Raw genomic sequence first — 11,653 nt, 5'->3', positions numbered from 1 at the left:
CCATGAGTGTCAGCACGCTCGATAAGGCAGCAACCGTCGAATTCCGCTCCCTGCGGCGGGAGTTCGGCATCACCGTCGCCCTCGACGGACTCGATCTGACCGTCCGCCCCGGCGAGTTCCTCGCCCTGCTCGGCCCGTCCGGCTGCGGCAAGACCACCGCCCTGCGCATGCTCGCTGGGTTCGAACACCCCGACTCCGGCGCGGTGCTGGTGGACGGCGAGGACGTCACCCACGTCCCGGCGCACCGCCGTGACGCCGGGATGGTCTTCCAGTCGTACAGCCTCTTCCCGCATCTGAACGCCGTCGACAACGTGGCGTTCGGGCTGCGCATGCGCAAGGTGGGGACGGCCGAACGCCGCTCCCGCGCCGCCGAGTTGCTGGACCTTGTCGGGCTCGGCGACAAGGGCGAGCGGTTCCCGCACCAGCTCTCCGGCGGCCAGCAGCAGCGCATCGCGCTGGCCCGCGCCCTCGCCCTGCGGCCCCGCGTGCTGCTGCTCGACGAGCCGCTGTCCGCGCTGGACGCCAAGGTCCGGCTGAGCCTGCGCGAGGAGATCCGCCGGCTGCAGCAGGAACTCGGCATCACCACCCTGTTCGTCACGCACGACCAGGAGGAGGCGCTGTCCATCGCCGACCGCGTCGCCGTCATGCGCGCCGGACAGCTCGAACAGTGCGCTGAACCGGCCGAGTTGTACGGCCGCCCGGCCACCGCCTTCGTCGCCGAGTTCGTCGGCACGATGAGCCGGATCCCGGGCACGGTCAAGGACGGCTCGGTCGAGGTGCTCGGCCGGCGACTGCCCGTCGACGGACAGGCGCCGGACGCGGCCGAGGTCGACGTCCTGGTACGGCCCGAGGCGGTCCAGGTGCGCGCGGACGGCGCCGGTACGGCCACCGTCGTCGCCACCGCCTTCCTCGGCGCGGTCGTCCGGGTCACCGTACGGCTCGCCGACGGCACCGAGGCCAAGGCCGACCTGCCCGCCCACGACGCCGCCGAGCTGGGCGCCGGATCCGCCGTGACCGTGTCGCTGCCCGAGCGGCCGGTGCTCGTGGCGGAACGTGCCCAGAAGTAACGCATCCAGACGTCCGAAAGTATCCGGAAGCTCACCAGCCGAGTGTCCGGAAGCCCAGAAGTGAGGAATGACAACAACGTGACCTGCCACCCACGACTCCCGCTCCAGGCCGTCCTGTTCGACATGGACGGAACGCTCGTCGACACCGAGCGACTGTGGTGGGAGGCGGTGGAACAGGTCGCCGGACGACCGCTCACCGAAGCGGACGAGCCGGACGTGCTGGGGCGCCCGGTGGAACACACCGCCGGGTGGCTCGCCGCCGCCACGGACCGGCCGGCAGACGGCCTGGCGGCCGCGCTGCACCGGGAGTTCGCGGACCGCGTCCGCACCGGCATCGTGCCCCGCCCCGGCGCCCTCGACCTGCTGGACGCGCTGGCCGCGGCCGCCGTCCCCACCGCCCTGGTCACCGCGTCCCCACGCGCGGTCGCCGACCTCGTGCTCGACGCCCTCGGCGCCGGCCGGTTCGCCGCCTCCGTCACCGCCGACGACACCGGCCGCACCAAGCCCGCCCCCGACCCGTACCTCGCCGCCTGCCGCGCCCTCGGCGTCGAACCCGCGGCCTGTGTCGCCGTCGAGGACACCGAGACCGGGGTCGCCTCGGCCGAGGCGGCCGGCTGCGCCGTGCTGGCCGTGCCCTCGCTCGCGCCCATCGGCAGCGCGCCCGGCCGGACCGTCCGGGACAGCCTCGTCGGGGTCACCCCGAAAGAGCTGAGCGAGATGGCCGCACCCCGGCTCAGGGTCATGTCCTGGAACCTGTGGCTCGGCGGCAGCCCGGTCGACGACCACCGGGCCAAGCAGGTCAAGGCGATCCTCGACGCGGGAGCGGACGTCGTCGGCCTCCAGGAGACCGCCGGGACCGCCGCCCAGGAGCTGGCCGAGGCCCTCGGCTGGCACCACCACACGGCCGGCGAGAACCTCGGGATCATCAGCCGGTACCCGGTCACCGCCCGGCTCGGCGACCCGGAGGTCGGCTTCTACGGAGCCGCGGGCGTGCGGATCGCCGTCCGCCCCGGCCGGGAGGTCGACATCTGGACGGCGCATCTGCACTACACGCCGTACGGACCCTACGAGTTCCACTTCGACGGGCTCGGGGCCGCCGACCTGATCGCGCACGAGGAGGTGCGGCTCGGGCAGCTGCGGGAGGCCCTCGGGTGGATCGGGGACGGTGACGTACCCGTGGTGCTGGTGGGGGACTTCAACTGCCCGTCCCATCTGGACTGGGCCGCCGTCGAGTGGCCGGTGACCAGGGCCGCCGAGGAGGCCGGGTTCGGCGACTCCTACCGGGAGGCGCATCCGGACCCGGTGGCCGGGCCCGGGCACACCTGGTCGCCGATCCACCCCGTCCACGAGGACGGCAGCGGGCGGCCCGAGCCGCAGGACCGGATCGACTACGTGCTGCACAGGGGGCTGCGCGTGGTCGACTCCCGGACCTTCGTCCTCGGCGACCCGGCTCCCTGGCCCGAAGTGGCGGGCAACGACTGGCCTTCTGACCACGCGGCCGTCGTGACAACGTTCGCCATGGAGCCCTAGCCAGGTGTTACCCGGGGCAACCATTGCGGTGGGGGTGTCGATGACTTAGGTTGTGCGGGCCTCCCTACTAACTGGTAACACCGGCAGGTAACCCATGCGCTGGCCCCTCGGCCGTCCCACCACAGTCCGTGCGCGGATCGTGGCGCTCGCGCTCGCCCCCGTCGTGGCGCTGACGGTCCTGTGGAGCTTCGCCATGGTGTCCGTCACCGCCGAACTACGCGCGCTGATCCGGCTCCAGGGGGTGTACGACGACTTCGGCACCCCCGTCGACACGGCCGTCGGACAGATCCAGATCGAACGGCGGCTGTCGGCGGCCTACCTGGGCGCCCGGCTCGACACGGCGACCGCCGCCGACCTGCTGGCGCAGCAGCGGAGCACCGACCGGGCGGTGGACGCCATGCGGCACGCGATCCAGGACGGCGACCGCGGCCGGCTCAGCGGCCGGCAACGCCAGTCGCTGGACGCGATGGTGGCCGCCACCGGCAAACTGGAGAAGCTGCGCGCACGGGTGCTGTCCCGGGAGATCTCCTGGGACAGCGCGGTGGCCGACTACAGTGCCCTCGTCGAGCCCGGCTTCGACGTCGAGTCCACCCTCACCGCCCTCCAGGCCGGGCAGCTGGCCAGGGAGTCCCAGGTCGTCATCGAGCTGGTGCGGGTGAGGGAGTTCGTCTCGCGCGAGGACGCCCTGGTCGCCGGGGCGCGGGCCGCCGGACGGCTCACCGACCGGCAGTACGACACCCTCACCGCGACGATCGAGGACCGGCGGGTCTTCGAGCGGACCTATGTCCCGGACCTGCCGTCGGACTCACGGGCGCTGTTCGAGCAGTTCCAGCGCGGGCAGTTGCACCGCTCCCTGGTGAACGGCGAGGACGCGCTGCTGCGCGCGGGCGCCGACCGGGCCGGTGCGGCCGTCGCCGCGAACACCTGGCGGTCGACCACCGACCGGGCCGTCAAGCAGTACATGCTGCTGTGCACCAGGTCGGCGGAGAACTCCGGCGCGCGCGGACGGGCCTTCGCCTACCGCGAGTTGACCAAGGCGGCCGTCGTCGGCGTGGCCGGGCTGCTGGCGGTGGGTCTCTCGCTGTGGTTCGCGTGGCGCGGGGCGCGCCGTATCTCGCGCCGCCTGGAGACGTTGCGGGACGCGGCCGATCTGCTGACGGCACGCCAGCTGCCCGCCCTGATGGCGCGGTTGAGCGCCGGTGAGCACGTCGACGCGGTCACCGAGGCGCCGCCGCTGGCCGCCGGAGAGGCCGGGGACGACGAGATCGGGGACGTCGGCCGGTCGTTCAACCGGGCACGGCTGGCCGCCGTCGAGGCCGCGGTCACCCAGGCCGGCCTCCGCAGGGGCCTGTTCGCGGTCCTCCTCAACATCGCGCGCCGCAACCAGGCCCTGGTGCACCGCCAGTTGAAACTGGTGGACACCCTGGAGCGGCGCACCGAGGACCCGGTCGTCCTCGGCGAACTGTTCCGCATCGACCACCTGACCACCCGGATGCGGCGGCACGCGGAGAGCCTGATCATCCTCTCCGGTGCCACCCCTGGACGGCGCTGGCGGCGGCCCGTGCCCATCGCCGACGTGGTGTCCTCGGCCGTCGGCGAGATCGAGGACTACACCCGGGTCGTGGTGCCGCCGATGCCCGAGGTCGGGGTCGCGGCGGACGCGGTCGCCGACGTCGTGCACCTGGTCGCCGAGCTGCTGGAGAACGCCGCGGTGTTCTCGCCGCCGCACACCCAGGTCACCCTGCGCACCGCCGTGGTGGGCCAGGGCTTCGCCCTGGAGATCGACGACCGGGGCCTCGGCCTCGACGCCGACCAGCTCACCGAGGCCCACCGCACGCTCACCGACCCCGACGCCTTCGACCCGACCCGCCACGACCGGCTCGGCCTCTACGTCGTGGGCCGCCTGGCCGCCCGGCACGGCATCGAGGTGACCCTGCGGGCGTCGGCGTACGGCGGGACGACCGCGGTGGTGCTGCTGCCGCGGGCGGTGCTGGCGGAGGCGGCGGCCGAGGGGGAGCCGAGACGAGCCGAGCGGCGGCTGCGGGAGGCGCCGGCCGGGGAACGCCGGCCGGCTTCGGTGCCCGGCACGCCCGCGGCGCCCGCCCTGCCCACCCGCACCCGCCAGGCCTCCCTCGCCCCCGAACTGCGCACGGAACCGGCGCCCGGTGATACGCGTGACCTGGACGCCGATGAGATGCGGGCGGTCTTCGGCGCCTTCCAGCGTGGTCTGGAACGCGGCCGCAGAGGCCTGCCGACCGAAACCGAGGAGCCGAGCGACATCCAGGAAGGGACGCCCGCCGACGATGAACAGTGACGACCGGAAACAGACCCCCGAAGCGGCCGCGGACCCGTCCGGCGCCCAGCCCGGCAGCGACCTCGGCTGGCTTCTCGATGACCTCGTCGCCCGGACCGACCATGTCCGGCAGGCGGTGCTGCTCACCGCCGACGGGCTGCCGCTCAGCCAGTCCGACGGCATGCGGCGGCGCGACATCGAGCATCTCGCGGCCGTCTGCTCCGGCTTCCACAGCCTGGCCCGCTCGGCCGGCGACCGGTTCGGCGCGGGAGAGGTGCGGCAGACCATGGTGATGCTCGACGACGCCTACCTCTTCGTCACCCCCGCCGGGCACGGCAGCCGGCTCGCCGTCCTCAGCGACGTCCGTACCGACGTCGGCCAGCTGGCCCACGAGATGGCCCTGCTCGTCCGCAGGCTCGGCCGCCACCTGGACGCGGCCACCCGCTCGACCCCCTGACACCGCGGTGAGCGACGAGCACTGGTACGAGGACGAGACCGGCTCGCTGGTCCGCCCCTACACCGTGACCCAGGGCCGTACCGAGCCGTCCGGACGGCACAGCATCGATCTGATGTCCCAGGTCACGGCGGTGGATGCGGACCCGGCCCGGCCGGACGTCGACCATGCCCGCGCTGCCCTGCTCGCCCTGGTGCGGCGCGGCGCCCGCCCGGTCGTCGAGCTCGCCGCGGACGCCGACCTGCCGCTCACCGTCGTACGCGTACTGCTCGGCGATCTCGCCGAGGCCGGCCTGGTCCGCATCGACGAGCCGCGCCGGCTGGAGCCGACCGGCCCCGCCGCCGACCCCCGGCTGCTGGAGGTGATCGTGGAGCGGCTGCGCGAGCTCTGACCCCGCGCAACGAATCGCCGCCCGGCCCCGGTATCACGCAACGAACCGCTCACCGGCACGCAACGGCTCCTCCTTGTCCGGCCCGGCCCGCGGACCGTACGGTCTAAATGGCCCCAGACCCCCTTGCGTACCGGTGAGGACCCCGCATGCGTACCGCCCTGCTCCAGAGCTCCGGCCGCCCCGGCTCCACCGCCGAGAACCTCAAGGTGCTCGACGAGGCCGCCGCGCGGGCCGCCGCCGCGGGCGCAGCACTGCTCGTCGCCCCGGAGATGTTCCTGACCGGATACGCGATCGGCGACGACATCGCCCGGCTCGCCGAGCCCGCCGACGGCGCCGGCGCGGACGCGATCGCCGAGCTGGCCCGCCGCCACGGTCTGGCGATCGTCTACGGCTATCCGGAGCGCGACGGCGACGCCGTCCACAACTCCGCCCAGCTGATCTCCGCCGACGGCACCCGGCTCGCGAACTACCGCAAGTCCCACCTCTTCGGCGGCTTCGAGGCGGACCACTTCACGGCGGGCGACCAGCCGGTCGTCCAGGCCGAACTGGGCGGTCTCACCGTCGGGATCATGATCTGCTACGACGTGGAGTTCCCGGAACTCGTCCGCGCCCACGCCCTGGCCGGCACCGACCTGCTCCTCGTCCCGACGGCGAACATGCACCCCTTCCAGCTGGTCGCCGAGTCCCTGGTCCCGGTGCGGGCCTGGGAGAACCAGATGTACGTCGCCTACGCCAACCGGGTCGGCCACGAAGGGGAGTTCGAGTTCTTCGGCCTCTCCACGCTGGCCGGACCCGACGGGGTCGCCCGCACCCGCGCCGGCCGCGGCGAGGAACTCGTCATCGCCGACGTCGACCCCGCCTTCCTCGCCGCCTCCCGCGAGGCGAACCCGTACCTGAAGGACCGCCGCCCCGGCCTCTACGGCTCCCTGGCCTGACCTTCCTTCCCCCCTCCTCCCCTCGCTCTACTTCACGCACGCCGCAAGGAGCCGTACCCCATGACGTCCACCGTGCCCAACGCCGTCGAGCACGCAGACGAGCAGCAGCCGCCGATCACCATGTTCGGCCCGGACTTCCCGTACGCGTACGACGACTTCCTCGCCCACCCGGCGGGCCTCGGCCAGATACCGGCCGGTGAGCACGGCACCGAGGTCGCCGTCATCGGCGGCGGCCTCTCCGGCATCGTGGCCGCGTACGAGCTGATGAAGATGGGCCTGAAGCCGGTCGTGTACGAGGCCGACGAGATCGGCGGGCGGCTGCGGACCGTCGGCTTCGACGGCTGCGACCCCTCGCTGACCGCCGAGATGGGCGCGATGCGCTTCCCGCCCTCCTCCACCGCCCTCCAGCACTACATCGACCTGGTGGGCCTGGAGACCCGGCCGTTCCCCAACCCCCTTGCGGAGGCGACCCCTTCGACCGTGGTCGACCTCAAGGGTGAGTCGCACTACGCGGAGACGGCCGCCGACCTGCCCCAGGTGTACCGGGACGTCGCCGCCGCCTGGAACAAGTGCCTGGACGAGGGTGCCGACTTCTCCGACATGAACCGTGCCATGCGCGAGCGGGACGTGCCGCGCATCCGCGAGATCTGGGCGAAGCTCGTCGAGAAGCTCGACAACCAGACCTTCTACGGCTTCCTCTGCGACTCCGAGGCCTTCAAGTCTTTCCGGCACCGCGAGATCTTCGGCCAGGTCGGCTTCGGCACGGGCGGCTGGGACACCGACTTCCCCAACTCCATCCTGGAGATCCTGCGGGTCGTCTACACCGAGGCCGACGACCACCACCGCGGCATCGTCGGCGGCAGCCAGCAGCTCCCGGTCCGGCTCTGGGAGCGCGAGCCGGAGAAGATCGTGCACTGGGCGTACGGGACTTCGCTCGCACAGCTGCACGCGAACGGCGAGCCGCGCCCCGCGGTGACCCGGCTGCACCGCACCACCGGCAACCGGATCACCGTGACCGACGCGGGCGGTGACATCCGCACCTACAAGGCGGCGATCTTCACCGCCCAGTCCTGGATGCTGCTCTCCAAGATCGCCTGCGACGACTCCCTCTTCCCGATCGACCACTGGACCGCGATCGAGCGCACCCACTACATGGAGTCCTCGAAGCTGTTCGTGCCGGTCGACCGGCCCTTCTGGCTCGACAAGGACGAGGACACCGGGCGGGACGTCATGTCGATGACGCTCACCGACCGTATGACCCGCGGTACTTACCTCCTCGACGACGGTCCGGACCGGCCCGCCGTCATCTGCCTCTCCTACACCTGGTGCGACGACAGCCTGAAGTGGCTGCCGCTGTCCGCGAACGAGCGGATGGAGGTCATGCTGAAGTCGCTCGGCGAGATCTATCCCAAGGTCGACATCCGCAAGCACATCATCGGCAACCCGGTGACCGTGTCCTGGGAGAACGAGCCCTACTTCATGGGCGCGTTCAAGGCCAACCTGCCCGGCCACTACCGCTACCAGCGGCGCCTGTTCACGCACTTCGTGCAGGACCGGCTGCCCGAGGACAAGCGGGGCATCTTCCTCGCCGGCGACGACATCTCCTGGACGGCCGGCTGGGCCGAGGGCGCCGTCCAGACCGCGCTGAACGCGGTCTGGGGCGTCATGCACCACTTCGGAGGAGAGACCGACCCGGCCAACCCGGGCCCCGGCGACGTCTACGACGAGATCGCGCCGGTCGAACTCCCCGAGGACTAGACCCCGGCCGCCCGCGCCTTCTCGTACACCTCGGCGGCGATGTCCTTGAGTTCCCGGGCGTCGCGTGCGCTGCTCTGGAGGTCGATCAGGATCTCCTCCAGGCCGACCTCGGCATGGGCCACGAGGTCCTCGACGATCTGGTCGACACTGCCCTGGAAGGGGCGGCGGTCGGAGCCGTCGTAGGCCTTGGGGGTGTACGTGGGGTTGACCCGCAGGACCGTCTGGATCGGTTCCCGGCGGCCGCGCTCGGCCGCCAGGTCCTGCAACTCCCGCCACTGGGCGGCGAGCTGCTCGGCGCCCATGCCCACCGGTAGCCAGCCGTCAGCGTGGTCGACGAGCCGGCGCCGGGCCCTCCCGGTGTTCGCGGCCAGCAGGATCGGGATCGGCCGGGCGGGCTTGGGGCCGACCACGGCGGAGGCGATCTTCGTGAGCTGCCCGTCGTAGCGCACGGGGTCCGGGCCCCACACCGCCCGGCACACCTCGATCAGCTCGTCGAGCACCTTGCCGCGCTCCTCGAACGGCTGGATTCCGGCGGCCGCGTACTCGTCGAGGGACCAGCCGGTGCCCAGACCCGCCACCACCCGGCCGCCGCTCGCCGCGTCCAGCGTGGCCAGGGACTTGGCCAGTTGGAAGGGGACGTGCAGCGGCGCCACCAGCACACTGCTGCCCAGCCGCACCCGTTCGGTGGCCGCGGCGGCGAGCGTGAGCGTGATCAACGGGTCGGCCACGCCCCGGTACTCGTCGGGCCAGGGCACCCCCGTCATGCCGTACAGGCCCTGGGTGGCGGGCTCCGGGAACAGGGCCCGCTCGAAGACCCACAGGCTGTCGTAGCCGAGCTGCTCGGCGGTGCGTGCCACGTCCGGGACGTCCGTGCCGAGGGAGTACTGCCGCAGCTGGGGAAGACTGAGGCCGAGCCGAGTCGTCATACCGGTGCTCCTGTGCAGTCGGGTGCGTGCCGTCAACGTAAGGCGATCACAAAAGGATTCCGAAGCGGCTCGGGCGCCGACCGGATCAGGCCACCTCAGCCGGGCAGCGGGGTGAGCAGCATCCGGCCCGCCAGACCGACCGCCGCGTCCAGCCGCTCGGTGAACTCCTCGGCCAGGTCATCGAACCGGCGCAGCGCCCACAGGGCCCGCGCCGCCGACCAGGTCGCGTCCCGCGCGCGCTCCAGACTCCAGGAGCCGAGCAGATGGGTCAGTGGGTCGGCGATCTGGAGGAGGTCGGGACCCGGCATCAGATCCTCGCGGATGCGCTCCTCCAGGGAGACGAGGAGTTCGCCCACGCGGTCGAACTCGTCCTCCAGGTCCGCCGGTTCGCAGCCGAGCGTGCGGCAGGCGTCCACCACGGCCAGCGCGAGGTCGTGCCCGATGTGCGCGTTGATACCGGCCAGGGCGAACTGCAGCGGGCGTACGCCGGGATGGCGGCGGAACTGGAAGAGCGGGCGCCAACAGGCGGGTGGACGGCGGCCGTCGGCCTCCGTGTCGACGGCGGCCAGGTACCGTTCCGCGAACCGTACGTCCAGCGTGGCCGCGGCTCTCGGATCGGCGAACCGGCCTGCGTCCAGGCGCCGTTCGACCTCCTCCGTGACGGCGAGGTAGACACGGTTGAAGACCGCGATCCCGTCCCGCGCGGGCAGGGCCGCGTCCAGGGCGCGCATCCGGGAGACGACGGTGTCGACCGGAGCGATGAGGTGTTCCGACTGCGCCATGGGGGAAGGGTCCCAGCCCTCGGCCGACGTGAGTGCCGACGGGCCCGGCGCTTCCCCGGAACGGGGGAACGGAGCGCGGGACGGGATCGGCCTACGACTTGTCGTCGTAGGAGCTGGTGCCCTCGTCCAGCAGCGGCTGGGGCGACTTGAGGTGGGCCGGGGCCAGGGCGCGCAGGACGTGGTAGCCGACGATGACCACCAGGGAGCCGAGCGCGATGCCGCTGAGGGAGAAGGTGTCGGTGAACTTCATGCTCACGTTGCCGACGCCGATGATGATGCCCGCGGCCGCCGGGACCAGGTTCAGCGGATTGCGCAGGTCGACCTTGGCGTGCAGCCAGATCTGGGCGCCGAGCAGGCCGATCATGCCGTAGAGGATCACCGTGATGCCGCCGAGGACCCCGCCCGGGATCGCGGCCACGATCGCGCCGAACTTGGGGCAGACACCGAAGAGCAGCGCGAAGCCGGCGGCGGCCCAGTAGGCGGCGGTGGAGTAGACGCGGGTCGCGGCCATCACACCGATGTTCTCGGAGTAGGTGGTGTTGGGCGGGCCGCCCACCGCCGTGGACAGCATGGAGGCGACGCCGTCGGCCGAGATCGCCGTACCGAGCTTGTCGTCGAGCGGGTCGCCGGTCATCTCGCCGACCGCCTTGACGTGCCCGGTGTTCTCCGCGACCAGGGCGATCACGACGGGGAGCGCCACGAGGATCGCCGACCACTGGAAGGACGGGCCGTGGAAGGACGGCAGCCCGATCCAGTCGGCCTTGCCGACACCGGACAGGTCCAGGCGCCAGTGGTCGGTGACCTTGCCGCCCGGACCCACCGAGTGGATCTCGCCGAAGATCCGGTCGGAAGCCCACGAGACGGCGTACCCGAAGAGCAGCCCCAGGAAGATCGCGATACGTGACCAGAAACCACGCAGACAGACGACGGCCAGACCGGTGAACACCATCGTCAGCAAGGCCGTCCACTGGTCCTGCGGCCAGTAGGTGGAGGCGGTGACGGGGGCGAGGTTGAAGCCGATCAGCATCACGACCGCGCCGGTGACGATCGGCGGCATCGTGGCATGGATGATCCGGGCGCCGAAGCGCTGTACCGCGAGGCCGATCAGGAACAGCGCGGCCCCGACGACGAAGACCGCGCCGGTCACCGTGGCGCTGGTGCCGCCCTGGGCCCGGATGGCGGCCGCCACGCCGACGAAGGAGAGGGAACATCCCAGGTAGCTGGGCACCCGGCCACGAGTCGCGAGCAGGAAGATCACCGTCGCGAAGCCGGACATCATGATCGCGAGGTTGGGGTTCAGACCCATCAGGACGGGGGCCACGAAGGACGCGCCGAACATGGCCACCACGTGCTGGGCGCCGAGCCCGATCGTGCGGGGCCAGGAGAGCCGTTCGTCGGGGCGTACCACCGCTCCGGGCGCGGGCGTGCGCCCGTCGCCGTGCAGTTTCCAGCGCACGCCGAGATCCATGGTGAGGCTTCGCTTTCTTCGTACGTGAAGTTGGTCCGCACCATTGTCA

10 protein-coding genes are annotated in these 11,653 nt (G+C 72.1%); 7 read left to right on the top strand and 3 right to left on the bottom strand.

Annotated elements, in window-relative coordinates; genetic code table 11:
* Positions 1–2: 2 nt before the first annotated feature.
* The 7 genes from ACIRR9_RS19685 to ACIRR9_RS19655 all read left to right on the top strand — a co-directional run bounded on the left by ACIRR9_RS19685 (position 3) and on the right by ACIRR9_RS19655 (position 8,428).
* Positions 3–1,067, top strand: a complete 1,065-nt coding sequence (locus tag ACIRR9_RS19685; RefSeq protein ID WP_403753270.1) for an ABC transporter ATP-binding protein — start codon at positions 3–5, stop codon at positions 1,065–1,067.
* A 78-nt stretch (positions 1,068–1,145) separates the two neighbouring features.
* Positions 1,146–2,597, top strand: coding sequence for an HAD-IA family hydrolase (locus tag ACIRR9_RS19680; RefSeq protein ID WP_403753267.1), 1,452 nt, complete (start codon positions 1,146–1,148; stop codon positions 2,595–2,597).
* Positions 2,598–2,691: 94 nt separating this feature from the next.
* On the top strand, positions 2,692–4,911 hold the full coding sequence (locus ACIRR9_RS19675; RefSeq protein ID WP_403753264.1) for a nitrate- and nitrite sensing domain-containing protein: 2,220 nt from the start codon (positions 2,692–2,694) through the stop codon (positions 4,909–4,911).
* Positions 4,901–5,347, top strand: coding sequence for a roadblock/LC7 domain-containing protein (locus ACIRR9_RS19670; RefSeq protein ID WP_403753261.1), 447 nt, complete (start codon positions 4,901–4,903; stop codon positions 5,345–5,347). Before ACIRR9_RS19675 ends, ACIRR9_RS19670 begins: the two co-directional genes overlap by 11 nt.
* Positions 5,348–5,354: 7 nt before the next feature.
* Entirely contained in the window at positions 5,355–5,735 is a 381-nt protein-coding gene (locus tag ACIRR9_RS19665; RefSeq protein WP_123978564.1) for a DUF742 domain-containing protein, read from the top strand.
* Between the two features lie 146 nt (positions 5,736–5,881).
* Positions 5,882–6,670, top strand: a complete 789-nt coding sequence (locus ACIRR9_RS19660; RefSeq protein WP_403753258.1) for a carbon-nitrogen hydrolase family protein — start codon at positions 5,882–5,884, stop codon at positions 6,668–6,670.
* Positions 6,671–6,730: 60 nt separating this feature from the next.
* Entirely contained in the window at positions 6,731–8,428 is a 1,698-nt protein-coding gene (locus ACIRR9_RS19655) for a flavin monoamine oxidase family protein (RefSeq protein WP_403753255.1), read from the top strand.
* On the opposite strand, the gene ACIRR9_RS19650 is transcribed toward ACIRR9_RS19655, so the two are convergent.
* The 3 genes from ACIRR9_RS19650 to ACIRR9_RS19640 all read right to left on the bottom strand — a co-directional run bounded on the left by ACIRR9_RS19650 (position 8,425) and on the right by ACIRR9_RS19640 (position 11,604).
* Positions 8,425–9,354: an LLM class F420-dependent oxidoreductase gene (locus ACIRR9_RS19650; RefSeq protein ID WP_403753252.1), complete on the bottom strand. Its 930-nt coding sequence runs from the start codon at positions 9,352–9,354 to the stop codon at positions 8,425–8,427. The two genes, ACIRR9_RS19655 and ACIRR9_RS19650, sit on opposite strands and share 4 nt — an antisense overlap.
* Positions 9,355–9,449: 95 nt before the next feature.
* Entirely contained in the window at positions 9,450–10,136 is a 687-nt protein-coding gene (locus ACIRR9_RS19645; RefSeq protein WP_403753250.1) for a DUF5995 family protein, read from the bottom strand.
* 91 nt (positions 10,137–10,227) lie between these two features.
* Positions 10,228–11,604 carry a uracil-xanthine permease family protein gene (locus tag ACIRR9_RS19640; RefSeq protein WP_403753247.1) on the bottom strand — a complete coding sequence of 459 codons (1,377 nt, stop codon included), beginning with the start codon at positions 11,602–11,604 and terminating at the stop codon, positions 10,228–10,230.
* Positions 11,605–11,653: the final 49 nt, after the last annotated feature.

Source organism: Streptomyces sp. NPDC101234, from assembly GCF_044767525.1.
Lineage (GTDB): Bacteria > Actinomycetota > Actinomycetes > Streptomycetales > Streptomycetaceae > Streptomyces > Streptomyces sasae.
The sequence above is the reverse complement of the archived record's forward strand: the minus strand, read 5'-3'. Positions and strand labels throughout refer to the sequence as shown.

Bases quoted from the DNA above. Each gene is read 5' to 3' on its own strand.
- ACIRR9_RS19685 (WP_403753270.1), top strand. From the start codon at position 3: ATGAGTGTCAGCACGCTCGATAAGGCAGCAACCGTCGAATTCCGCTCC.
- ACIRR9_RS19675 (WP_403753264.1), top strand. From the start codon at position 2,692: ATGCGCTGGCCCCTCGGCCGTCCCACCACAGTCCGTGCGCGGATCGTG.
- ACIRR9_RS19670 (WP_403753261.1), top strand. From the start codon at position 4,901: ATGAACAGTGACGACCGGAAACAGACCCCCGAAGCGGCCGCGGACCCG.
- ACIRR9_RS19660 (WP_403753258.1), top strand. From the start codon at position 5,882: ATGCGTACCGCCCTGCTCCAGAGCTCCGGCCGCCCCGGCTCCACCGCC.
- ACIRR9_RS19655 (WP_403753255.1), top strand. From the start codon at position 6,731: ATGACGTCCACCGTGCCCAACGCCGTCGAGCACGCAGACGAGCAGCAG.
- ACIRR9_RS19650 (WP_403753252.1), bottom strand. From the start codon at position 9,354: ATGACGACTCGGCTCGGCCTCAGTCTTCCCCAGCTGCGGCAGTACTCC.
- ACIRR9_RS19645 (WP_403753250.1), bottom strand. From the start codon at position 10,136: ATGGCGCAGTCGGAACACCTCATCGCTCCGGTCGACACCGTCGTCTCC.
- ACIRR9_RS19640 (WP_403753247.1), bottom strand. From the start codon at position 11,604: ATGGATCTCGGCGTGCGCTGGAAACTGCACGGCGACGGGCGCACGCCC.